This window comes from Micromonospora sp. NPDC049529 (assembly GCF_055586685.1).
In genome coordinates, this window is record NZ_JBVJHT010000001.1 from 224,525 (window position 1) to 246,631 (window position 22,107).

Below are 22,107 nucleotides of genomic sequence, written 5' to 3' on the forward strand. Positions count from 1 at the left end.
GTCGTCCCGTCTCCGGCGCTACGCCTCCCGGTGGTCGTCATCGGGAGGCGTAGCGCCGTCGGCGGGTGACTCGTGGTCGTCGGCGGCGCGGGTCAGGAGGCGGCCGAGGGTGGTGCTGGCGAAGGTGGCGCCGAGCGCGCTGCCGGCGGCGATACCCCAGCCGAGCGGGCCGAGCGGGGTGCAGCCGAAGAACTGGCTCACGCCGGGGGTCTGGATCACGCCGGCCAGCACCGCCAGCGAGCCCGCCGTCGAGGCGAGTACGGCCGGGCTGGCGCCACCGTCCACCACGGTCTGCCCGAGTTGGGTGCCGACCAGCGAGGCGAGGGCGATTGTGCCCGCCCGCCGCTGCCGACCGGTGTACCGGGCCATGGTCCAGCCGGCGGTGGCACCGAGGGTCGTGGTCGCGGCCCGTACCGCGATCTCCCGGTTCAGGCTTCCGCCGAGGGAGCTGTCCGGTCCTTCGAGCAGCAGGCCGTCGGTGGCGTCCGGGTTGGGTGCCCGGATCGCGATCGCCATCGCCGGGGCCAGGTCGGTGAGGAGGTTGACCAGGAGCAGCTGGCGACCGTTGAGGGCGGAGCGGCCGGTGGCGGCGGCGGTCAGCACGCTGAACGCGATCTCGCCGAGGTTGCCGCCGACGAGGATGCTCAGCGCGTGGCGTACCGAGGACCACATGGCCCGGCCCTCGACCAGGGTCGCGATGATCGTTTCGAGCCGGTCGTCGGTCACCACCAGGTCGGCGGCGGCCCGGGCGGCGGGGGTGCCGCGCTGCCCGAGCGCGATGCCGACGTCGGCGAGCCGGATCGCGGGGGCGTCGTTGGCGCCGTCCCCGGTCATCGCGACCACCCGCCCGGCCTGTTGCAGCGCCTGGATGATCCGTACCTTGTGGGCCGGCGTGCACCGGGCGACGACGTCGGTACGGGCCAGCCGCTCGGCGAGCGCCGCGTCGTCGAGCCGGTCGAGTTCGGTACCGGTGGCGACGCGCTGCTCGGCGTCGTCGGTGCTGATGATCGAGGCGATCGCGGCGGCGGTACCCGGATGGTCACCGGTGATCATGATGGTGTGCACCCCGGCCTGCCGGATCCGGGCGACCGCCGGCGCGGCGCTGGCCCGCACCCCGTCGGCCAGGGTCAGGCAGCCGACGAAGGTCAGGTCGGTGACGTCGGCGTCGGCGACCCGGTCGGCGTCGACCACCCGTTCGGCGACCGCCAGCACCCGCTGTCCGGCCCCCGCGTGCTGGTTCATCATCTGCTGGAGCGCCTCCCGGCCGGCGTCGTCCAGCGGCTGCTCCCCGTCGCGGGTCCGCTTCCGCGCGCACCGGGGAAGGATCGTCTCCGGCGCGCCCTTCACGCTGAGCAGGTACGTTTCGTGCCGGCTGCCGACGGTGGCGTGGTAACCCCGGGACGGCTCGAACGGCAGCGCGGACGCGAAGCGCCAACTGCGGCAGCCGGTGGTCGGCTCGACCTCGGCCGTCTGCGCGCCGATCAGCACCGACCGGTCGGTCTGCCCGCTGAGCTGCTCCGGCTGCTCCGCCTGCGGGGTGGCCCGCAGGGCTGCCGCGAGGACCCGGCGCAGCGTACGGTCGAGCGCGTCGACCTCGGCGTACCGCTCGCTGTCGCCGACCCCGGCGAGCCGCAGGTGGCCCTCGGTCAGGGTGCCGGTCTTGTCGAAGCAGAGCACGTCCACCCGGCCGAGCGCCTCGATCGTGCGCGGGTTGCGGACCAGGGCGCCGTGCTCGGCGAGCCGCCGGGCGGCGGCCAACTGGGCCGCGCTCACCAGGAACGGCAGCCCCTCCGGCACCGACGCCACGGCGAGGTTCGCCGCCGTCGCCGCCGTCTCGGCCAGCGGTACGCCACGGAACAGTCCCGCCCCGGCGACCGCCATCGCGGCACCGGTGGCGACCGGGATGGTGGCCTTGGTCAGCTTGGTCAGCCGCGCCTCGACGCCGCTGCTCGGCGGTGCCTGGCGGGCCAGCGCCATCCCGCGTCCCACCTCGGTGTCGGCGCCGGTGGCGACCACCACCGCGACGCCCCGGCCGGCGGCGACCGTGGTTCCCTCGTAGAGCATCGAGTGCCGGTCGGCGACGGCGGCGGCGACCACCGGCGGGCTGTTCTTCGTCACCGGCAGCGACTCGCCGGTCAGCGACGACTCGTCCGCCTCCAGCCCAGCGGCCTCCAGCACCCGGCAGTCGGCCGGGATGGCGTCGCCCGGCCCGACCAGGACGACGTCACCGGGGACCAGGTCGGTGGCGGCGACGACCCGTTCCTCGCCGTCGCGCCGCACCCGGGCGGTGACCGCCGACCGGGACAACAACTCGGCCAGCGACTTCTCGGTGTTGATCTGGTGGATGGCGCCGATCAGCGCGGAGAGCCCGACCACGCCGCCGACCAGTGCGGCGTCGACCACCGAGCCGACCGCCGCGGAGAGGCTGGCCCCGGCGGCCAGGACCGGGGTGAGCGGGTTGGCGAGTTCGTCGACGAAGGCCCGGCCGAGGTTCATACCGGGCTGGTCGTCCGCGCCGGTGTCGTGCCCACGCCGCTGCGCCTCCTCGCCGCTCAACCCGTCCGAGCTGGTGTTCAGGCGGGCGAGCACGGTCGGCACCGGCATCAGGTGCCACGGTGTGGCGACCCCGGTCGGCGGGACGGTGGTGTGCGTCGGCAGGCGCTTGGCCCGCCAGACGCCGTTGGCCAGCGCCATCGCCCCGGTCACGTTGACCGCGTTCATCGTCCGGCGGGGCAGCATGGTGACCGGTGCGGTGAAGGCGGTGAGGGCGCCGAGGCCGGTGCCGGCCGCCGCGAGGGCGATGTTCTGCCGGGTCAGCGTCTTGGCCACGCCGACCGCCTCGACGATCAGCGCGGGCACCTCCAGGTTCGGGCCGACCAGCAGGTGCGCACCCCACGGCGGCGCCTCACCCGGGTGCCAGATGCCCAGTCCGCAGTCGCTGGCGCCGAGTGCCCGCCGGTCACCGGAGACGAGCATGACCATCGCCCCTTCGGCCTGGAGCTTCCGGATCGACGCGGTCAGTTCGGGGCCGCCCGGCACCAGGGCGTCGGCGAAGTCGTACCGGTCGGCGTCGGTGCTCGCCACGATCAGTCGTACGCCGACCCGGCGGGTGGTCGACGGCAGCGCGTCCACGCCCGGCGCCGGCTCCGGTTCGTACTTGACGACGGCGGCGAGTTCGTCGCCCCGGGCCAGCCCGAGCACGCTGCCACCGGAGCCGAAGAGCCGGCTGGCCTCCGGGTGCCCGGTCGGCGCGGGCAGGCCCAGGTCGGCGAAGGGGCCGAGGCGCCAGCCGTCCGCCTGGCGCAGTTGCGCCGGGCAGGTCGGGTCGAACAGGGCGAAGGCCTGGCCGGCGACCTCCTCCTGGTCGTCGGTGAGCGGCACCAGGTCGGTCAGTGTGCCCCGGTTCGAGTGCAGCACCGACTCGTCCAGCACCAGCGTGTCGACCCGGTCCAGTTCGCGCAGGACCGACCGGTCCATGGCGATCACCCCCCGGGCGGCCAGCGATCGGCCGAGTTGGGCGGCGTAGCCCTCGCGCCCGTCGAACGGCGCCATGGAGAGGCTGGACATCGCCAGGGCGGCGGCCCGCTTGGGGCCGGCGAACGGCAGCGCGGTCGCCCCGGCGAGGGCTCCGGCGGTGAGCGTACGGCCGACGTAGCGCTCCAGCGGGCCGTCCGGCTTCGGTCGGGGACGGCCGTCGAGCAGTGGGGCCGCCGAGGCCAGTTCGGGCGTACCGGCGAGTTTCGGTTCCACGTCCTGCCAGGCGGCGAGCTGGGCGCGGGCCTCCTGCCACTGGAGCACCCGCTGCGCGCCGTCGAGCAGGATGCCCGCCCAGCCGCCGGTCAGGCCGAGGGCCACCGCCTCGGCGAGCGGCAGGAACGAGTCCGCGCGGTGGTCGCCGCGCAGGCCCTGGCCGACCAGCGCGTGCAGCCGGGGTTGCATGTCGATCGCCTTGAGCAGGCCGGCGAACTCACCCGGCAACGGGGCGAAGGGCAGGATCCGGGTGGCCACGGTCAGCCCCAGGCCGAAGGCGTCCGCGGCCAGGGTGGAAACGGCGCGCCGGGTCCGTGGGCCTTCCTCGGGCGGGTGCGGCGGCCGGTCGTCGGGGTGGTGCTCACAGCCGTCGGTACGTTCCACCGCGGCGATCGTGGCGATCAGGTCCCGCAGCCGGGGCGCGGGTTCGCCGACCGCCACCACCACCCGACCGGTGGGCGCGTTGACGCGCGCCCAGCGCACGCCGGGGATCCGTTCGAGGGCTTCCTCGACCCGCCGGGCGAGCGGTTCGCTGCCGGGCTGGGCCACGCCGCGTACCTCGATGTGGTGCCGGCCGGGTCGGGACCGCACCCCGCGCTGGGTCAGCCCGGCGGCGCGCGCACCCCGGTCGGCCAGGGTGCCGGCCCGGTTGACGAGTTCGTGGGCGCCTCGGGAGACCCCACCGAGCAGGGTCGAGATGGTTGGCGCCGGCAGGGCTCCGGTGAGGTTGAGGCCGAAGGGCGTCATCGAGCCGCGCGGATGACGGCTTCGTGCCGTGGTGACTGCTGTCGACTCGTCATGCTCGTGTACGCCATTTCGCCCCCCGATCCACGGTCGGCCCTGCCTTCCCAGAGGTGGATGGGTTATGCGTGCCGGGGTGGCGAGCTTTCCGGGTTTTCGGCTCGGCCGCAGGCATGGACGACGCCGACCGTGGAACGCCAACGGCACACGTCGACCCTGGGAGGAAACGCATGAACGCCAGCGTGCTGCACGATCCGCGCAAGGTGGTCGAGTCGTACGCCGGGAGGGTACGGATCCCCGGACTGGGTGAGTTCGCGGTCCCGCCACCGGACAAGATCGCCTATTACGCCGGTCTCGGGGTGCTCGCCGCCCTCCAGATCATCGAGTGGCCGCTGGCGCTGGTGATCACCGCCGGCCATCTCATCGCCGACCAGCGTTTTTCCGGGTTGGCACGAGGGTTGGGTGAGGCGTTGCAGCAGGCGTAACGATCATTCGGGTTGACCTGAACCTCGGTTCATGTCTGATGCTGGTGCCTCGGGGCCGGTCCACCGCCGGCCGTACGGAAAGGGGCGCCGAGCCATGATCGAGTTGTCCCGGTGACCGCCGCGCTGGTGGCACCGACTCCGTCGGTCGGCGGGCTGTTCGACCGGCGGTACCGAGCGCTGACCGTGGGCATGGTGGCGCTCATCTCGCTGCTCGCGTTCGAGGCGTTGGCGGTCGCCACCGCGATGCCGACGATCGCGGACGCGCTGGACGGGTTGCGCCTGTACGCGCTCGCGTTCGGCGGGCCGGCCGCCGCCGGTGTGGTGACCATGGTCCTCGCCGGCATGTGGAGCGACGCCCGAGGCCCGGCCGCGCCGGTGTGGCACGGCGTCGGCTGGTTCGTCGTCGGCCTGGTGGTCGCCGGTACCGCCCCGAACATGGTGCAGTTCGTGATCGGGCGGGTGCTCCAGGGACTCGGCTCGGGCCTGCTCATCGTGGCGCTCTACGTGGTGGTCGCGCGCGCGTACCCGGAGGTGCTGCACCGGCGGGTCTTCGCCGCGTTCGCCGCTGCCTGGGTGGTGCCGTCGCTGGTCGGACCGGCGATCGCCGGACTGATCGTGCAGTACGTCGGCTGGCGCTGGGTCTTCCTCGCGGTACCGGCCCTGGCCGTCCCGGCGGTGCTGCTGATCCGCCCCGCCCTGCGCCGGGTCGGCGACCAACCCGCTGCCGAGGGCGACGACCAACCTGCCGAAGAGGGCGACGACCAACCCGCCGACGAGAGCGGTGAGCGGGCGGTGCGGCGTGGGCTCGCGCCCGGCTCGGTCGCCCGGATCGGCTGGGCGGGCGGGGCCGCGGTGAGTGCCGGACTGCTGCACATCGGGGGTCAGCAGTCCGGCACCACGGCGGTCGTACCGGTGGTGCTGGCGCTCGGTGGGCTGGCGCTGTGCGTACCCCGGTTGTTGCCGGCCGGGGTGCTCCGGGCCGCGCGCGGCCTGCCGACGGTGATCGCCTTGCGCGGGCTGGCCGCGGCGGCGTTCCTCGGGGCGGAGGTGTTCATCCCGTTGCTGCTCACCCGGGAACGGGACCTCGCCCCGGCGCTGGCCGGTGCCGCGCTCGCGGCCGGCGCGGTCTCCTGGTCGCTCGGCTCCTGGGTGCAGGGCCGGGTCCGGCAGCCGAAGTCGCGGGCCACCCTGCCCCGGGTCGGGCTGCTGCTGCTGGCCCTCGGTATCGGTGCCGCCGCGCCGCTGATGCTGGCCACGGCGGTGCCGGTGGTGGTCGGCATGGTTGCCTGGGCGGTGGCGGGCGTCGGCATCGGGCTGGCCTACCCGTCGATCTCGGTGCTGACCCTGGAGCTGTCCGCGCCGGGGGAACAGGGGCGCAGCAGTTCGGCGCTCCAGCTCAGCGACTCGCTGTCCGGGGCGACCGTACTGGCGTTCACCGGGGCGTTGCTCGCCGCGACCGCCGCACCGGGGCCGGGCACCTACCTGACCGGGTTCGGGGTCGCCACCGGCCTGGCGGTGCTCGGCGGGCTGGTCGCCGGCCGGGTCAATCCCCGTACGTGAACCGGACCCGGCCCGCTCAGTCCTCGGGCCAGGTGCGCAACGCCCGGTCGAGCGCCTCGACCAGCAGGTCGTAGGAGCGGTCCAGGTCGCGGGGCAATCCGAAGCCGTGGGCCGCCTCCAGGGTGACGAATCCGTGCAGGGCGCTGCGCAGCGTCCGGGTCGCGTCGATCGCCCGGTCACCGTCCAGGCCGTACGCGGCCAGCACCGCGTAGACCACGCGTACGCTCCGTTCGGCGGCGGCCACGTGTGCCGGGTCGCCGGGCTCCGGTGCCCGGAGCGTGGCCGCGTAGCTGCCCGGATGGGTACGGGCGTAGTCCCGGTACGCCGAGGCCATCGCCCGTACGGCGGCGGTGCCGGAGAGCCCGATCGTGGCCTCGGTGAGCCGTTCGGTCAGTTCGCCCAGCGCCCGGATGGCGAGCTGCTGGGCGAGCCCGTCCAGACCCCGTACGTGCTTGTAGAGGCTGGGCAGGGTGACGCCGAGTTGCTGCGCGACGGCGGCCAGGGTGAGCCGGTCGAGTCCCTGTTCGTCGGCGACCCGGGCCGCTTCGGCGACGACGATCGCCGGGGTGAGGCCGGCTCTAGGCATTGCCGTGGACCCGGTCGGCGAAGGCGATCAGTGCGGGGTTGACCAGTTCGGGGTACTCGGTCATCGGGTAGTGGCCGCTCTTCGGCACCAGCAGCAGTTCGCCGGAGAGTCGCTGTGCCGTGTACCGGGCCTCGGCCGCCGGGTCGGAGAAGTCCGGGTCCTTCTCGCCCATCACCACGAGGGTGGGGGCCCGGACCGCGTCGAGCCGCCCCTCGACCACGGCGTGCGAGAGCTTGGTGGTCTTGACGAACGAGCGCCAGTGGTCGCCCCGGCGCATGTTCGCCGCGATCTCGGCCAGGTGTTCGGCCTGGTCCGCCGGGGGTCGGCCGGGGTAGAGCGTCTTGAGGTACATCCGCCAGGCGGCCGGGCCCCAGGGCTTGGCCAGCAGCAGCCGCATCGCGAGACCCATGACCGGGTTCAGCTTGGGGTCCCGGACGAACGCACCGATCAGCACGGTTGCGGTGACCTTGGACGGTTGCGCCGCCGCGGCGAGGACCGCCGCGCTGCCACCCATGGAGTTGCCGACCAGGAACGCCGGGCCGCCGAGGTGGTCGATCAGGGCCAGAGCGTCGCCGGCCAGCGCCTCGTCGTCGTGGTCGCGGAAGCCGTCGTCGCTGTCCCCGTGCCCGCGCAGGTCGAGCACGGCGACCCGGTAACCGGCGTCGAGCAGGGCGGGAACGGTGAACCGGTATACCGAGCGCAGCTCGCCCATGCCGGGTAGGCAGATGACCAGGGGGCCTTCCCCCTGGACCGTGTACGCGATCCGGCCTTCGCCGCGATCAAGGAAGTTAATCGTCATAGCCGTAAAGCTAACATCATTAGCCAGCGAGTCGAGCGTGACCTGTGCCACCGTTACCCGTGCAGCGGTTACCCGTCCGATGAACCGGAAGGAACTACACGATGAGGGTTCTGGTCACCGGTGCCAGTGGCACGCTCGGTCGGGTGCTCGTACCGCGCCTGCTCGCGGCCGGGCACGACGTACGGGCGATGAGCCGACGGCCGCGACCGACCGCCGACGGGGTCGACTGGGTGGTCGCCGACCTGGCCGCCGGCACCGGCGTGGACCTGGCGGTCAGCGGCGTCGACGCCGTGGTCCACCTGGCCTCCGCGACCCGGTCGACCAGCGCGCGGGTCGACGTGGCCGGCACCCGCCGGCTGGTCACCGACGCCACCGAGGCCGGGATCCAACATTTGCTGTACGTCTCGATCGTCGGCATCGACCGGGTGCCGATGCGGTACTTCCGACTCAAATTCGCCGCGGAGCAGGTGGTGGCGGCGGGCGGGGTGCCCTGGAGCATCCTGCGGGCCACCCAGTTCCCCCAGTTCCTGGACGACATGCTGGCCAGCGCCAGCCGCCTCGGGCCGGTGCTCGGCGACCGCGCCATGCTGGCCCAACCGGTCGACCCGGGCGACGTGGCCGGGCGGCTCGCGGACCGGCTGGCCGCCGGCCCGAGCCGGGCCATCGAGGAGTACGGCGGCCCGCAGGTGCTCCGGTACGACGAGGCGGCCGCCGCCTGGCTGACCGCACGACGCCGACGCCGACCGATCCTGCCGATCCGGTTACCGGGCAAGTTCGGCCGGACCGTACGCGAGGGCGGGTTGACCACCACCGCGACCCCGACCGGCACCCGTACCTGGGCGGACTACCTTGCCGACACGTACGGGGGACCGGGCAATAAATGAGGGCTTCTCGGACAATCCGTCGCCCTAACGTGAATCCATGCTTGAAGTCGCTGCCGCAGTGCTGCTGTACGTCGCCGGATTCCCCTGCCTCTACGGCGTGATGCGCCTTGCCGTGCGCCACGGTCTACAGGACGTGGCCCAGTCCCGGCAGGAGAACGCCGAGCAGGCCCGTGAGCGGGCCCGGCTGGAGGAGCGCACCTTCGCCCGCGAGAACGCCTTCCTCACCGGAAGCTGACCGTCGGTCCGTGCCCCTCGTCGCCACGAGCCCTTCTACGCGCCGATCTAGGGCAAATGGTGGTGGCTGGAGATCAACAAGCACGTATTTGCCCTAGATCGCTGAGGCGGGGGTGGGCGGGGCGGGGGCGGGTGGGGTGGGGTGGGGTGGGCGGTCGGGCGTCGGCGGTGCGAGGATCGGGCCGTGATGGGGACCTTGCAGATGGGACCGGCCCGTAGTCGCCTCGACCTGCTCGCCCCGCCGGTGGTTACGGCGGTGCAGGGCTGGCCGGTCGAGTCCCCGGTGCCGGTGGACGACATCCTGGTGGCACCGATCGACGCCACACTCGCCGACACCGCCGCCTTCTGCGCGGCCTACGAGGTGGGGCTGGACGTGTCGGCGAACTGTGTGGTGGTGGCCGGTAAGCGGGAGGGGCTGACCCGCTACGCCGCCTGCATCATCCTTGCCACCACCAGGGCAGACGTGAACGGTGTGGTACGCCGCCAACTCGACGTACGCAAGGCGAGCTTCGCCCCGATGGACGAGGCGGTCAGCCTCACCGGGATGGAGTACGGCGGAATCACGCCGATCGGGTTGCCGACGGAGTGGCCGATCCTGGTCGACGAACGCGTGATCGACACCAAGTACGTCATCATCGGCTCCGGCGTACGGCACAGCAAGATCGCGGTGCCGGGCCGGGCCCTGGCCACCCTGCCCAACGCGCACGTGGTCACCGACCTGGCCCGGCCAGCCGCCTGACTTCCGTCACCAGCGTCCGGGCCGTACAACTATTCGAAGCAGATCAATACTGTTTCACGTGCAACAGTCGAATGTGCTGCTCAGGCGGTTGCTTCGCGTCGGTCAACCTCATGCAGGGCCGCGAGCAGGGTCTCCGGCTCCTGGGCGCCGGCCACCGCGTACTTGCCGGCGAGGATGTAGGTCGGCACGCTGCTGATGCCCAACTGGCGAGCCTTGGTCAGCTCGTCCCGTACCTCTGCGGTGCCGGCGGTGGAGTCGAGGAACTCGCGTACCTCGGTCTCGTCCAGGCCGACCCCGGCGGCGACGCGGGCGAGCGCGGCCGGTGACCCGACGTCGACCCCGTCCACGAAGTGGGCCCGGTAGAGCGCGTCGACCATCGTGCTGTCCAGCCCGCGCTGCCCGGCGAACCAGACCAGCCGGTGCGCGTCGAAGGTGTTCGCGGCCACCGCGTGGTCGTAGTGCAGGGTCAGCCCGGCGCCGGCGGCGACACCCACGACATGGGCGATCATCTGCTCCGCCCGCTGCGTGCCACCGAACTTGGCGCCCAGCGCCTCCAGCACCGGCAGCGGCTCGGGCACCGGCGACGGGTCGAGCTGGAACGGCCGCAGCCGCACCGTCACCTCGCCGTCGTAGCCCTTGAGCGCCTCTTCGAGCCGGGTCTTACCGATGTAGCACCAGGGGCAGACGACGTCCGCGTAGAGATCGATTTCCACGCACAGGTGCAACGCGCCGGGTCAGCCGATCTGTTCCCGTACCTGCCGCTTGAGTCGGGCCAGGATCGCGGTGCCGCCGCGTACGCGCAACGGGCTGATCGCCTGGGCCAGACCCATCCGCTGGTAGAGGTCGTCCGGTACGGCGAGCACCTCCTCGGGGCTCGCCCCGGCCAGCCCCTCGGCGAGGATGCCGGCGAACGCGCGGGTGGTCGGCGCCTCCGGGGGGCAGTCGAACCAGGTGTCGACCGTACGAGCCGGGGTCACCTCGGCGCGGAGGAAGAACGAGGTCTGGCACTCCGGGACCTGTTCCATGCCGGCGTGGTCGGCCAGTTCGGCCGGCAACGGCGGGACCGCGTCGGAGTATTCGAGCAACATCTCCAGCACCAGGTCACGCGGGGCGGAGGCGAACTCCTCGACGATCTCGGCGAGCTTCGGTGGCATGCGGTCCAGGCTACTGCGCCCTTTCTCGATCACTCAGCCCTCCCTCGACGGACTCAACTGCTCGCACTCGCCTCGCTGATCTCGCTCAACGCGGACGACGGGTCGAGCTGCTGGGCCAGGTCACCGAGGGAGATGATGCCGACCAGTTGGCGATCGACGTCACAGACCAGCACCCGGCGTACGGCCCGTTCCCGCATCATCCGGGCGGCCTCGGCCCCGGTCGAACTCTGCTCGATCATCACGATCTCGCGGGTGGCGATCGAGCCGAGTGTCGTCTTCGCCGGGTCCTTGTGTTCGGCCACCGCCCGGACCACGATGTCCCGGTCGGTCACCATCCCGAAGAGGTTCTGCCCGTCGGTCACCACGATGTCGCCGATGTCCGCGTCGGCCATCGCCCTGGCCGCCTCGTCGAGGGTGGTCTGCGCTGACAGATAGACGACCTGTCGGGTCATCAGGTCGGCGACCCGATAGCTGGTCATGGAAGCCTCCGTGAATTGTGTATGTCGATGTCAGTCCGGTACCCCGTGGCCGGATCGTCACACCCGGTTGAGATCCCCGCCTCACCTGGTTGTCCTGGCTCGGCCGGTATCGTGTGCTGTTGCATATCGCGTGAAAGGTGAAAAGGTGAAAGCCACCGAGTTGTCGATCTCCGGTGCCTGGCAGTTCGTGCCCCAACAATTCCCCGACAGCCGTGGCAACTTTCTCGTCTGGTACGACGCCGCCGCGTTCGCCGAGGCGTTGGGTTTCCAGTTGTCCGCCGTACAGATGAACCACAGTGTGTCCAGCCGTGGCGTGGTCCGGGGCATCCACTGGGCCGACGTACCGCCCGGCCAGGGCAAGTATGTCTACTGCCCGCAGGGTTCCCTGCTGGACATTGTGGTCGACCTGCGGGTCGGCTCGCCGACGTTCGGCCAGCACGAGGTGGTCCGGCTGGACACGATCGACTACCGCGCCCTCTACCTCTCCGAGGGTCTGGGCCACGGTTTTGTCGCGCTGGAGGACAACACCGTGCTGAGCTACGTCTGCTCGACCGGGTACGCCCCCCAGCGGGAGCGGATCGTGAACGTGCTGGACGAGGAGCTCGCCCTGCCGATCCCGGCCGACATCACCCCGAAGTTCTCCGAGCGGGACGCCAACGGCCCGAGCCTGGCCGAATTGCTCAAGGCCGGGCTGCTCCCGGAGTACGACGAGTGCCTGCGCTACTACGCGTCGCTGCGCGCCGCCCACCAGGGCTGACCGGTACCACCGCCCGCCCGCCCGTGGCGCTGACCGGGATCACCGGCCAGCGCCGGGGCGGACCCGGCAACCCTCGACCCGGTCGAGTGCCCGGCCGGGCGGGACCGACCGAACGCGGGTCAGGCGACCCGGCCGGGAAGCAAACCCAGGCGACCCGGACGAACGCGGGTCAGGCGACCCGGCCGGTGAGCCGGGCGACGATCTCCGCTACCGGCAGTTCGACCCGTTCACCGCCGGCCCGGTCGCGCAGCTCGGCGTACCCGTCGGCGAGCCGGCGGCCGACCACGACCGTGCGCGGGATGCCGATCAGCTCGGCATCGGCGAACTTGACCCCGGCCGACACCTGCGACCGGTCGTCGACCAGCACCCGCAGGCCGGCGTCGGCCAGCTCCCGGCCGAGTCCGAGCGCCGCCTCGGCCTGCGGGCCACGGCCAGCCGCGACCACGTGTACGTCAACCGGCGCGACCGCCGCCGGCCAGGCCAGACCACGGTCGTCGTGGTGCTGTTCGGCGATGGCGGCGACCGCACGGGACACCCCGATGCCGTAGCTGCCCATGATCGGCCGGACCGGCTTGCCGGCCGGACCGAGCACGTCCACCGCGAAGGCGTCGATGAACCGGCGACCGAGCTGGAAGATGTGCCCGATCTCGATTCCCCGGCGGATCGTCAGCCTCCCGGACCGGCAGGCCGGGCAGGCGTCACCCGCGCGGACCTCGGCCGCCTCGATCGTGCCGTCCGGGGTGAAGTCCCGGCCGCTGACCACGTTGACCGCGTGCCGGCCGGGCTCGTTCGCACCGGTCAGCCAGGCGGTACCGGTCACCACCCGGGGATCCACCAGGTAACGGATGCCGAGTTTCGCCAGCACCTGCGGTCCGATGTAGCCGCGAACCAGGTCGGGCCGGTCGGCGAACCCGTCGAAGAGGGTGGCGGTGTTCGGGTAGAGCGCCACCTCGACCCGCTTCAGGTCCACCTCACGGTCACCCGGCACGCCGATCACCAGCAGTTCCGGCTCGGCGACCCCAACCCGGCGTACGGACAGGACCACGTTCTTCAACGTGTCCGCGGCCGTCCAGTCGTCCCGACCACCCAGTTTGCGGGCGTTCGCGAGCTGCACCAGCGCCTCGATCGTCGGCGTGTCCGGGGTGTCGTACGCCTGCGCCGGCGGGAACGCGTCCACATCACCGGCGGCCGGCGGCGGTGTGGTCACCGCCTCGGTGTTGGCGGCGTAGTGGCAGGCGGTGCAGCCGACGAAGGTGTCCTCGCCGACCGGGGTGGCGGCCAGGAACTCCTCCGACGCCGACCCGCCCATCGCCCCTGACGAGGCGGCGACGATCGTGTAGTCCAGCCCCAGCCGGTCGAAGATCCGCTGGTACGCCATCCGGTGCTGGTCGTACGCCGCCTGCAACCCCGACTGGTCCAGGTCGAACGAGTAGGCGTCCTTCATCAGGAACTCCCGCCCGCGCAACAACCCGGCCCGGGGGCGCGCCTCGTCCCGGAACTTCGTCTGCACCTGGTAGAGGATCGCCGGGAAGTCGCGGTACGAGCTGAACAGGTCCTTGACCAGTAGTGCGGCCATCTCCTCGTGGGTCGGCGCGAGCAGGTGCTCGGCGCCGCGACGATCCTTGAGGGTGAAGATGTCGTCGCCGTACTCGGTCCACCGGCCGCTCGACTCGTAGGGCTCCCGGGGCAGCAGGGCGGGGAAATGGATCTCCTGACCGCCGATCGCGGCCATCTCCTCGCGGACCACCTGCGCCACCCGGTCCAGCACCAGTTTGCCCAGCGGCAGCCAGGTGTAGCCGCCGGACGCGGCGCGCCGGATGTAGCCGGCCCGCAGCAGCAGCCGGTGGCTCGGCACCTCCGCGTCCGCCGGGTCCTCCCGCAGCGTACGAAGGAAGAGCGTGGACATCCGAAGCAGCATCCAGGCAGCCTGGCATGTCGCAAACCCGACGTCCAAGCATTTCGGTACGACCAGCAACCTCGCGTCGCAGGGTCGCGTCTTGGGTGGCATGACTTGCCCACGTTCCACTACCCCAAGGATCGGTTCGGGTGGATCCCTCACTTAGCGAGTTCGACACCTTCGTCCGCACGCGTACCCCCGCGCTGCTGCGCTCGGCGTATCTGCTGACCGGGGACCAGCACCTGGCCGAGGACCTCGTCCAGTCGGCGTTGGCCCGCACCCACCGGGCCTGGCGGGGACTGCACGAGACGGGCAACGCCGAGGCGTACACCCGCAAGACCATGTACCACCTCCAGGTCTCCTGGTGGCGACGCCGCCGGGTGGCCGAGTCGATGACCGGTGACATGCCCGAGCCGCGCCGGGACGCCTCGACGGACCACGCCAGCCAGACCGCGCTCCGGCTCTCCCTGCGGGCCGCACTGCTGAAACTGTCCGCGAAGCAGCGGGCGGTGCTCGTACTGCGGTTCTTCGAGGACCGCAGCGAGGCGGAAGCGGCCGAACTGCTCGGCGTCTCCGCCGGCACGGTCAAGAGCCAGACGTCCCGGGCCCTGGCCCGACTGCGTTCCGTCGCCCCCGAACTCGCCGACATGTACCTCCTGGAAGGGAGCACCCGATGAACCTCGACCGTCTTCGCAGCGACCTGGCCGACCTGGCGGAGGAGGCCGCGCCGGTGGACCTGCGGGACCGCACCCTCCGTACGTCGCGCCGCCTCGGCCTCCAGCGGACCCTGGCCTCCTCGGCCGCAGCCCTGGTGATGCTCGGTGCCGCGACCGGCACCGCGTTCGCCTTCTTCCCCCGTGGCGACGTCGGTCCCACGCCGGCCGCGACGACGCCACCGGCGGTCGAGACCACGACGGCACCCCCGTCGCCGACACCGACGCCGAAGATGACCGTCGAAGCCCCGCCGCCCGCGCCGCTGACCCCCGCCGAGGTCGAGAACGGGTCGTTGACGCTGCCGGCCTGGGGAACCCCCTCCTGCCCGGCCGGAACCTTCCGGTTCAGCAAGGGCAACCACGTCTACCGCCCCCAGCCCGATTCCCCGATGGCGTTCGCCATCCTGGGCAAGCCGGTTCCGGTCGACGTGGACGGCGACGGTTCCAACGAGATGGCCGCGCTGGTCGTGTGCAGTCCCCACGCGGTGCACGCGCAGCAGGTGCTCGTGTTCAAGCGCGGTGTCGACGGTGGGATAGAGACCTTCGGGCAGGTGGTGAAGGTCCAGCCGGGGCCGGACCAGTCCGTACCGGAGGTGTTGCAGGCGGTGGCGGCCGGCCAGTCCGGGACAGTCCGGGCGCAGTGGGCCGACCAGCAGGCATTCTCGCCGGCGGCGCCGCAGTGGCGCGACTACCGCTGGCTCGGAGGCCGCTTCCAGCAGACGGCGGGCCCGACCAGGTTCCCCGACGTGAGCGCCGACGTACGGGTCACCGCCGCGAACCCGACCATGGTCAAGCAGGCAGACGGCTCCTACGAGGGTGAAGTGGCGGTGATCGTACGCAACGTCGGCCCGGCGACCGCAGAACCGCCCGTGGTGCATCTGACGCTGCCGAAGGGCGTGACCCTGGTACGGGCGCAGGGCACGAAGTCCGGTTGCGGCGTCAACGACCAGGGGCCGCCGATGGTCATGATCTGCACCGTGCCCGAGGTCGGCGTGAACAAGAGTGTGACCGCCGTCTTCACCCTGGTCTACCGGGGCGAGATGGTCCCGATGACCGGCGGGGTCGAGGTGTCGGCCAGCCAGGATCGCCGTACCCAGGACAACAAGGCCTCCTTCCAGTTCTTCAAGCAGGCCACCGGATAGTTCCGGAACCCCTCTGAGGCGTCCCGCGTGTGGCGGTGCCGAGCAGTGTTTGTCGGCGCCGCCACTTTCGGCGTACCCGGCGGTAACCTCGCCTCGGCGGGTGTAAGACTCCGATGGACCTGGTGGCAGGCGGCGGATTCAGGAGGATGCGGATGCGCTGGCGCAGCTTCGTGGCGGTGGGGGACAGCTTCACCGAGGGCATGGACGACGCGTACCCGGACGGCACCTACCGCGGGTGGGCGGACCTGGTCGCCGCCCGCCTGGCCGTCGAGGTCGGCCCCGATTTCGGGTACGCGAACCTGGCGATCCGGGGACGCCTGTTCCCGAGTGTGGTGGCCGAGCAGGTGCCCGCCGCCCTGGCCATGCGCCCCGACCTGGTCAGCTTCGCGGCCGGGGGGAACGACGTACTGCGCCGCAACTTCGACGCCGAGGCGCTGACCAGCCGGTTCGACCGGGTGATCCGGGAGTTCCGGGAGACCGGGGCGGATGTGCTGGTGTTCCGGTTCGCCGACGTGATGTCCCGGCTGCCCGGCCAGCGGGTGATGGCGCCCCGGGTGGCGGCGCTGAACCGGGCCGTCGGCGAAACCGCGCAGCGGTACGGCGCCCGACTGGTCGACCTCTTCGCCGACGAGGTGTTCATGCACCCGGAACTGTGGAGTCCCGACCGGCTGCACCTCTCCGCCGCCGGTCACCGACGGGTGGCCGGGCACGTGCTGGGCGCCCTCGGCCTGGCGCCGGACGAGCAGTGGCTGGTCGTACCGCCGCAGCCGGCACCGACACCCTGGCTGGCGGCCCGCGGCGCCGACCTGCGCTGGGCCGGTCAGCACCTGGCCCCGTGGCTCAAGCGCCGCCTCACCGGCCGCTCCTCCGGCGACACCGTCACCGCCAAGCGCCCGCTCCTGAGTCCGTTCACCGACTGACCTTCACGGTCTGGCCGGTCGACGAACGGGCCGCCCGCACCGAGCGGACCGGCGGTCCTGCTCTCGAAGACCGCGCCAGGGTCACCTTCCCAGCCGGCGTGCTCCAGCAATACGTTGCCCACAGTCTGGGGCTTCCCGTACGACGACAGCTGTCGAAGTGACCCAGCAGGCATCCGGTTCCCCAGCTGATCGGCGGAAGGCTGGCGTACGTTGGGCTGCATGTCCGTACCAAGTGATCCCACGCCTGCCCTGCAGGCATACGCCGACCCGCAGCGCCTGGTCACCACCGAGTGGCTGGCCGAGAACCTGGGCACGGAAGGTCTGGTGGTGATCGAATCCGACGAGGACGTGCTGCTCTACGAGACCGGACACATCCCCGGAGCGATCAAGGTCGACTGGCACCTGGAACTGAACGACCAGGTCACCCGGGACTACCTCGGCGCCGAGGCGTTCGCCGAGCTCTGCGCGGCCAAGGGCATCGGCCGGGACGACACGATCGTCTTCTACGGCGACAACTTCAACTGGTGGGCCGCGTACGCCCTCTGGGTCTTCTCGCTCTTCGGCCACGCTGACGTACGGCTGCTCAACGGCGGCCGGCAGAAGTGGGTCGAGGAGGGTCGCGAGCTGACCCGGGAGAAGGTCGAGCGTCCGCGCGCCGAGTACCCGGTGCCGACGCGTGACGACAGCCAGATCCGGGCGTACCGCGACCAGGTGGCGGCGCACATCGCCAGCGCCCGGCCGCTGGTCGACGTCCGTTCGCCGGGCGAGTACAGCGGTGAGCTGCTGCACATGCCCGACTATCCGCAGGAGGGGGCGATGCGCGGTGGGCACATCCCCGGTGCGGTGAACAAGCCGTGGAAGTCCGCCGCGAACGAGGACGGTACGTTCAAGCGCCCCGACCAGCTCCGGGCGATCTACGCCGACGAGTTGGGGCTGTCGACGGCGGACGACATCATCGCGTACTGCCGGATCGGCGAGCGGTCCAGCCACACCTGGTTCGTCCTGCACCACCTGCTCGGCTACCCGCAGGTACGCAACTACGACGGCTCCTGGACCGAATGGGGCAACCTCGTCCGCGCCCCCGTCGTCCAGGGCCCCAACCCCGGCGGCCTCCCCACCTGACCCCGCCGCCCTCCCCGTCCCCGTCCCCGTCCCCGTCAAGATCACCGCACTTGTAGAGAAAGAGTGGCTATCCCAACGCGGGAAGCCACTCTTTCTCTACATGAGGGCAGCGCTTTCTCTGTGTGAGGGGGCGGTGGCGGCTCAGGGGTGGGGGGTGAGGTGTCGGAGTTGGCTGAGGGTGGGGATGGGGAGTCGGCGGGTCTCGCGGCCGGTGGCGAGGTCCAGGCAGGTGATGGTGTCGGTTTGGCCGACGTAGCAGCAGCGGTTGTCGGGGGTGGTGGCGATGCCGCGTACGGGGGTGGGAAGGGTCCAGCGGACGGGGGTGGCGCGGTTCAGCGGGAGGGCGATCAGTTCGTGGCCGGCGCCGATGAGGAGGGTGCCGGGCGGGCCGAGGGTGGCGGCGGCCGAGGTGACCGGTCCGGTCGGCGGGGTGAACGTGAGGGTCCGATTGACCGTCAACTCGGTCGGGTCGATGACCGCCACGGTGCCGCTGGTCGTGTCGACCACGTAGACGCCGCCCCCGTTCGCGTCGAGCGTGATGGCGTGACCGGCGGCGGGATGCTCGCCGAACGGCGACGGCAGGTCGACGCAGTACGCCCACTTCTCGGTCAAACTCAGCGTGTGGACGAACGCGTGCACGTGCGGGGCGTCCGCCCGAGCCCCACCGACCAGGTCCCGGGTGTGCTCATGCTCGGGCTGGTGGGTGTAGAGGGTGAACAGTCGATGGGTACGGGCGTCGTACACGGCCTGCCGTCCCTCGCCCCGCATCTCCTCCTCGGCGCCGGGCGGCACCACCGCCTTCTGCCGGGTGAACAGCGGCTGTAGCTGGCCGGACGCAAGATCGACAATGCGTACCCGGTAGCGGTCCGGGGCCGCCGGCGGAAGATAGTCGAGGACGAAGAGCGCCTGGCCGGCGGTGTCGAACGCCTCCGGTTCGAGGTTGCCCGGCAGTTCCACCCGGTTGCGTTGACCGGCGCTGCCGGCCACCACGATCGTGGTCCGCTCCCGTCCACCCGGCCGGTACGGACCGGTCCCCGGCTCGCCCGGCGTGGCGAGCGCCACCAGGCTGCCGTCCGGGTTGGTGGCCCGCGCGGTGAGCCGTTCGGCGATCGTGCCGCTGCTGACCGACGCGCCGTCGGAGAGCCGGTGACTGGTCAACCGGGTGCCGCCGCCTGCCCCCTCGGTACGCACCAGCCGGGTCCCGTCACCGCTGAGTACGGCCTCGGACCGGTTCACCACGGTCCGGCCGGTGGCGGCGTCGAGGACCGCCAGTTCACCGGCTGCCAGCTCGACGACCAGGGATTCCGTGGGGGACGAGTCGCCCCGTGCCGGCTCGTCCGTCGCGCCGTCCCGGCATCCGCCGCTGCCCGCGACCAGTGCACCACCCGCCGCTCCGGCCGCGATCCCGCCCGCCAGCCGCAGCACCGTACGCCTTGTTGTCATGCCCGGTAGAGGCGTGACCGGTCGGCTGGGTTCCGACCCGTCCGCGCCATATTTTTGCGACGGCCTTTCGGGTACGGCCGAATGGATGGCAGGCGGGTCAGGTGCGGGACGCTTCGGGCTGATCGGTCGAGCCAGCGGCGGCGTCGGCGGCCCGAGGGGTGGCGAAGGGGTGGCGGGACAGGTCACGGGAGAGGTGGGAGCGGCGCAGGCCGAAGGCGCGCAGTCGGCGCAGGTCGGTCGAGCGGTCGTAGCTGAGTTGCCGGTGGAAGTAGTTGACGTGCTCGATGATCGCGAACAGTCCGTAGCCGAGGCCCGGCCAGGACGCGATACCCGGCGAGTCGACCGCCCCGTACGCGGCGATGGCGACACCGACCGCGAGCAGCGGCAGGTTGGCGACCCGGAGCAGCCGGAAGATCCGGATGCCCGGTAGTTCCCGCTGCCGGGTGTTCGCCTGGTGCAACTTGGCCAGCCAGTAGCCGGCGCCCTCGATCAACAGCAGTGAGAAGAGCAGGTAGCCCGCCACGTTGGCGAGGGTGACCGGCGCGTCGAGCAGGGCGATCCACACCACGGCGTGCAGCGGGATGTTGACCAGTTCGCCGTAGGCGAGCGAGCGCAGCCGTCGGCGTACGGGTCTGTTCCTGTCGGCAGCGGAGCGGGAAGTTGATCGCACGCTCCGCATCATTCACCACCGATGCCCGGTCGTGGGCCCCGTGATCCACTGGGGCCGCCGACCGGGGCCGCCCACCGGATCAAGAACCGTCACCGTCCGATCCAACGTCCGCTCGTGCGTCGCGGGAGCACTCGTAACACTTTCCTGAGTATCGATGCGCCGATCTTGCGGCCGGGTCGGGATCTTCACTACATTGACGAATGGTTCTGGCGTTGTCCGTGGTGCGGCGGGCGACGTTGTTCCGCTGGATTGACTCCTCTGCCCCGACCCATCCCACGTCGACAGGAGAAGGATCCCGTGAAGACCAGAACAATCGCGCGACGCGTGGCAGTCGTCTCGGCTATCGCCGCTCTGGCCAGCGTTTTCATGACGGTGCCGGCGCAGGCGTCGAGCGCCCGCGGGTGCATCTACCCCGGTGTCTGTTTTTACCAGACGAAGGCCAGGTGGGACGCGTACAGTCCCAACGCCCGCTACGTCGACACCTACTACCAGACGCTCAGTTCCAGCGCCGCCGGTGCCGACTACATTCTCAACACTCGCAACGACGACGGGGCCCTGATTTACACCAGGTCCACCGACGGATCGAGTCGCACCTTCTGTATCTTCCCCAACACGCACGCCCCACTGGCGAGTTATGAACACGCCTATGCGATAGACATCCACGACGCGTACAACTGCGCGTACCAGTAATTGACACGGCACTGATCGGCTGACGGCAGCAGGGTCGGTCAACCGGCCCTGCTGCCCAGCACCCGCCAAGCCGCCCCGGTGACAACGGCGAAGACGGCGGCTGCCGCATACCCGATCGGCAGGACCCCGTAGGCGTTCGCGGTGAAGCCGGCGAGCAGCGCGCCGACCGGGGCGGCGAGCAGTCCGGCGAAACGCTGGGCGCTGCCGACCCGGCCGAGCAGTTCCGCCGGCACATGCCGCTGGCCGTACGCCGACCAGAGCGCGTTCCACGTCGCCGATCCGGCGGAGAAGACCGCCAACGCGATCCCGCCGGGCACCGGATGCCGGGACATTGCGAGCCCGACCAGGGCGAACGTCTGCACGAGCAACACCCAGCGGAGCCCGGTACGGGTGCCGAGCCGGCTCGCGAGCCGACCGGCACCGAGCCCGCCGGCCAGTCCACCGAGCACCGCCGCTGCCATGAAGACGCCGTAACCTGCCTCGGACACCCGCAGCACCTCCAACGCGTAGAGGACCATCACCGCGATCAGCCCGCTGATCGCGAGGTTGCTGGCGGCGCCGAGCGCGGTGATCCGCAACAGGATCGGATCGCGCCGGATCCACCGCAGCCCGTCCCCGGCCTCCCGCCACGTCGACCGTCGAACCTGGACGGGAGCCCGGGGAACCGGAACCGGCGGCAGGGTCAGGGCCAGCAGTGCGGCGAGCGCGAACGAGGCGGCGTCGACCGCGAACGGCCACCCGGCATCGGCCGCGAAGAGCAGTCCGGCGACCGGGGCGCCGACGAATCCGCCGGCCACCGCCGTACCCGCCGCGAGCCGGCCGTTCGCGGTCGGCAACCGGTCGGCGGGCACCAGTGCCGGCAGCACCGCGAACGCCGCCGCGTCGAAGAGCGCACCGAGCGCCGCCAGCAGGAACGCGGCGACGGCCAGCGAACCGATGCCGACCTGCCCGAACAGCACCAGGACCGCCAGTGCGGCGACCAGCACGCAGCGCAACCCGTCGACCGCCGCCATCGTGCGCCGCCGGTCCCAGCGGTCGGCGTAAACCCCGGCGTGCAGGCCGAACAGCAGTGGCGGGACCTGCCCGGCGGCGACCACGGCCGCGACCAGGCGCGGGTCGCGGGTCAGCGAGACCGCGAGCAGGGCAAGAGCCGGGGTACGCACCGCGTCCCCGAACCGGGACGTCACCGCCGCCACCCAGAGTCGCCCGTACGCGGCACCGAGCGTTCGCCGTACGCCGGTGTGGTCGCGGACCTCGGGTTTCGCGCAGGTCGCCGGTTTGGTCATTGCACGACCGTGGGGGCTCGACCAGGTTGAGGGTCAATTCGGCCCGGATAAGGGCG

At 71.7% G+C, this 22,107-nt stretch carries 21 protein-coding genes; 11 read left to right on the forward strand and 10 right to left on the reverse strand.

Annotation, left to right across the window (positions count from 1 at the left end; genetic code table 11):
• Positions 1–18: 18 nt before the first annotated feature.
• A complete protein-coding gene (locus ACZ6QQ_RS01065) occupies positions 19–4,497 on the reverse strand; it encodes an HAD-IC family P-type ATPase (RefSeq protein ID WP_465873265.1) in 4,479 nt (1,492 codons plus the stop codon).
• Between the two features lie 224 nt (positions 4,498–4,721).
• On the opposite strand from ACZ6QQ_RS01065, the gene ACZ6QQ_RS01070 reads away from it, so the two are divergent.
• Positions 4,722–4,976 (forward strand): hypothetical protein, encoded by a 255-nt coding sequence (locus ACZ6QQ_RS01070; protein ID WP_465873266.1) that lies wholly within the window; start codon positions 4,722–4,724, stop codon positions 4,974–4,976.
• 111 nt (positions 4,977–5,087) lie between these two features.
• Positions 5,088–6,536 carry an MFS transporter gene (locus ACZ6QQ_RS01075; protein ID WP_465873268.1) on the forward strand — a complete coding sequence of 483 codons (1,449 nt, stop codon included), beginning with the start codon at positions 5,088–5,090 and terminating at the stop codon, positions 6,534–6,536.
• A gap of 16 nt (positions 6,537–6,552) precedes the next feature.
• On the opposite strand, the gene ACZ6QQ_RS01080 is transcribed toward ACZ6QQ_RS01075, so the two are convergent.
• A complete protein-coding gene (locus tag ACZ6QQ_RS01080; protein ID WP_465873269.1) occupies positions 6,553–7,122 on the reverse strand; it encodes a TetR/AcrR family transcriptional regulator in 570 nt (189 codons plus the stop codon).
• Positions 7,115–7,921: an alpha/beta fold hydrolase gene (locus ACZ6QQ_RS01085; protein WP_465873270.1), complete on the reverse strand. Its 807-nt coding sequence runs from the start codon at positions 7,919–7,921 to the stop codon at positions 7,115–7,117. Before ACZ6QQ_RS01085 ends, ACZ6QQ_RS01080 begins: the two co-directional genes overlap by 8 nt.
• A 101-nt stretch (positions 7,922–8,022) precedes the next feature.
• Here ACZ6QQ_RS01085 and ACZ6QQ_RS01090 point away from each other — a divergent pair, with 101 nt between their 5' ends.
• From ACZ6QQ_RS01090 to ACZ6QQ_RS01100, 3 genes are all read left to right on the forward strand, one after another.
• The gene (locus tag ACZ6QQ_RS01090) at positions 8,023–8,805 is read left to right on the forward strand and encodes an SDR family oxidoreductase (RefSeq protein WP_465873272.1); all 783 of its coding nucleotides are present in this window, start codon (positions 8,023–8,025) and stop codon (positions 8,803–8,805) included.
• 37 nt (positions 8,806–8,842) lie between these two features.
• A complete protein-coding gene (locus ACZ6QQ_RS01095) occupies positions 8,843–9,040 on the forward strand; it encodes a hypothetical protein (protein WP_465873273.1) in 198 nt (65 codons plus the stop codon).
• A 186-nt stretch (positions 9,041–9,226) separates the two neighbouring features.
• Complete coding sequence (locus ACZ6QQ_RS01100) at positions 9,227–9,778, forward strand: YbaK/EbsC family protein (protein ID WP_465873762.1); 552 nt, start codon at positions 9,227–9,229, stop codon at positions 9,776–9,778.
• An 80-nt stretch (positions 9,779–9,858) separates the two neighbouring features.
• On the opposite strand, the gene ACZ6QQ_RS01105 is transcribed toward ACZ6QQ_RS01100, so the two are convergent.
• From ACZ6QQ_RS01105 to ACZ6QQ_RS01115, 3 genes are read right to left on the reverse strand one after another with little or no spacing between them, the layout of a single operon-like run.
• On the reverse strand, positions 9,859–10,491 hold the full coding sequence (locus ACZ6QQ_RS01105; RefSeq protein WP_465873275.1) for a DsbA family oxidoreductase: 633 nt from the start codon (positions 10,489–10,491) through the stop codon (positions 9,859–9,861).
• A 21-nt stretch (positions 10,492–10,512) separates the two neighbouring features.
• Positions 10,513–10,941, reverse strand: a complete 429-nt coding sequence (locus ACZ6QQ_RS01110; protein ID WP_465873763.1) for a SufE family protein — start codon at positions 10,939–10,941, stop codon at positions 10,513–10,515.
• Positions 10,942–10,985: 44 nt separating this feature from the next.
• The gene (locus ACZ6QQ_RS01115) at positions 10,986–11,411 is read right to left on the reverse strand and encodes a CBS domain-containing protein (protein ID WP_465873276.1); all 426 of its coding nucleotides are present in this window, start codon (positions 11,409–11,411) and stop codon (positions 10,986–10,988) included.
• A gap of 145 nt (positions 11,412–11,556) precedes the next feature.
• Between ACZ6QQ_RS01115 and ACZ6QQ_RS01120 the strand changes: the two genes are divergently transcribed.
• On the forward strand, positions 11,557–12,168 hold the full coding sequence (locus ACZ6QQ_RS01120; protein WP_465873277.1) for a dTDP-4-dehydrorhamnose 3,5-epimerase family protein: 612 nt from the start codon (positions 11,557–11,559) through the stop codon (positions 12,166–12,168).
• 169 nt (positions 12,169–12,337) lie between these two features.
• Here the strand turns inward: ACZ6QQ_RS01120 and ACZ6QQ_RS01125 are convergent, their stop codons facing one another.
• On the reverse strand, positions 12,338–14,086 hold the full coding sequence (locus ACZ6QQ_RS01125; protein ID WP_465873279.1) for a proline--tRNA ligase: 1,749 nt from the start codon (positions 14,084–14,086) through the stop codon (positions 12,338–12,340).
• 128 nt (positions 14,087–14,214) lie between these two features.
• On the opposite strand from ACZ6QQ_RS01125, the gene ACZ6QQ_RS01130 reads away from it, so the two are divergent.
• From ACZ6QQ_RS01130 to ACZ6QQ_RS01145, 4 genes are all read left to right on the forward strand, one after another.
• Positions 14,215–14,742 (forward strand): SigE family RNA polymerase sigma factor, encoded by a 528-nt coding sequence (locus ACZ6QQ_RS01130; protein ID WP_465873280.1) that lies wholly within the window; start codon positions 14,215–14,217, stop codon positions 14,740–14,742.
• Entirely contained in the window at positions 14,739–15,920 is a 1,182-nt protein-coding gene (locus ACZ6QQ_RS01135; protein ID WP_465873282.1) for a hypothetical protein, read from the forward strand. Before ACZ6QQ_RS01130 ends, ACZ6QQ_RS01135 begins: the two co-directional genes overlap by 4 nt.
• A gap of 152 nt (positions 15,921–16,072) precedes the next feature.
• Positions 16,073–16,840, forward strand: a complete 768-nt coding sequence (locus ACZ6QQ_RS01140) for an SGNH/GDSL hydrolase family protein (RefSeq protein ID WP_465873283.1) — start codon at positions 16,073–16,075, stop codon at positions 16,838–16,840.
• A gap of 219 nt (positions 16,841–17,059) precedes the next feature.
• A complete protein-coding gene (locus ACZ6QQ_RS01145; protein WP_465873284.1) occupies positions 17,060–17,962 on the forward strand; it encodes a sulfurtransferase in 903 nt (300 codons plus the stop codon).
• A gap of 141 nt (positions 17,963–18,103) precedes the next feature.
• Here the strand turns inward: ACZ6QQ_RS01145 and ACZ6QQ_RS01150 are convergent, their stop codons facing one another.
• Positions 18,104–19,405, reverse strand: coding sequence for a YncE family protein (locus ACZ6QQ_RS01150; RefSeq protein ID WP_465873285.1), 1,302 nt, complete (start codon positions 19,403–19,405; stop codon positions 18,104–18,106).
• A 97-nt stretch (positions 19,406–19,502) separates the two neighbouring features.
• On the reverse strand, positions 19,503–20,075 hold the full coding sequence (locus ACZ6QQ_RS01155) for a hypothetical protein (RefSeq protein ID WP_465873287.1): 573 nt from the start codon (positions 20,073–20,075) through the stop codon (positions 19,503–19,505).
• A gap of 297 nt (positions 20,076–20,372) precedes the next feature.
• Between ACZ6QQ_RS01155 and ACZ6QQ_RS01160 the strand changes: the two genes are divergently transcribed.
• Entirely contained in the window at positions 20,373–20,765 is a 393-nt protein-coding gene (locus tag ACZ6QQ_RS01160) for a hypothetical protein (protein WP_465873289.1), read from the forward strand.
• Positions 20,766–20,803: 38 nt separating this feature from the next.
• Here ACZ6QQ_RS01160 and ACZ6QQ_RS01165 read toward each other — a convergent pair whose 3' ends face one another.
• A complete protein-coding gene (locus ACZ6QQ_RS01165) occupies positions 20,804–22,051 on the reverse strand; it encodes an MFS transporter (protein WP_465873290.1) in 1,248 nt (415 codons plus the stop codon).
• Positions 22,052–22,107: the final 56 nt, after the last annotated feature.

Bases quoted from the DNA above. Each gene is read 5' to 3' on its own strand.
- ACZ6QQ_RS01065 (WP_465873265.1), bottom strand. From the start codon at position 4,497: ATGACGCCCTTCGGCCTCAACCTCACCGGAGCCCTGCCGGCGCCAACC.
- ACZ6QQ_RS01070 (WP_465873266.1), top strand. From the start codon at position 4,722: ATGAACGCCAGCGTGCTGCACGATCCGCGCAAGGTGGTCGAGTCGTAC.
- ACZ6QQ_RS01080 (WP_465873269.1), bottom strand. From the start codon at position 7,122: ATGCCTAGAGCCGGCCTCACCCCGGCGATCGTCGTCGCCGAAGCGGCC.
- ACZ6QQ_RS01085 (WP_465873270.1), bottom strand. From the start codon at position 7,921: ATGACGATTAACTTCCTTGATCGCGGCGAAGGCCGGATCGCGTACACG.
- ACZ6QQ_RS01090 (WP_465873272.1), top strand. From the start codon at position 8,023: ATGAGGGTTCTGGTCACCGGTGCCAGTGGCACGCTCGGTCGGGTGCTC.
- ACZ6QQ_RS01095 (WP_465873273.1), top strand. From the start codon at position 8,843: ATGCTTGAAGTCGCTGCCGCAGTGCTGCTGTACGTCGCCGGATTCCCC.
- ACZ6QQ_RS01100 (WP_465873762.1), top strand. From the start codon at position 9,227: ATGGGGACCTTGCAGATGGGACCGGCCCGTAGTCGCCTCGACCTGCTC.
- ACZ6QQ_RS01115 (WP_465873276.1), bottom strand. From the start codon at position 11,411: ATGACCAGCTATCGGGTCGCCGACCTGATGACCCGACAGGTCGTCTAT.
- ACZ6QQ_RS01125 (WP_465873279.1), bottom strand. From the start codon at position 14,086: ATGCTGCTTCGGATGTCCACGCTCTTCCTTCGTACGCTGCGGGAGGAC.
- ACZ6QQ_RS01135 (WP_465873282.1), top strand. From the start codon at position 14,739: ATGAACCTCGACCGTCTTCGCAGCGACCTGGCCGACCTGGCGGAGGAG.
- ACZ6QQ_RS01140 (WP_465873283.1), top strand. From the start codon at position 16,073: ATGCGCTGGCGCAGCTTCGTGGCGGTGGGGGACAGCTTCACCGAGGGC.
- ACZ6QQ_RS01145 (WP_465873284.1), top strand. From the start codon at position 17,060: ATGTCCGTACCAAGTGATCCCACGCCTGCCCTGCAGGCATACGCCGAC.
- ACZ6QQ_RS01150 (WP_465873285.1), bottom strand. From the start codon at position 19,405: ATGACAACAAGGCGTACGGTGCTGCGGCTGGCGGGCGGGATCGCGGCC.
- ACZ6QQ_RS01165 (WP_465873290.1), bottom strand. From the start codon at position 22,051: ATGACCAAACCGGCGACCTGCGCGAAACCCGAGGTCCGCGACCACACC.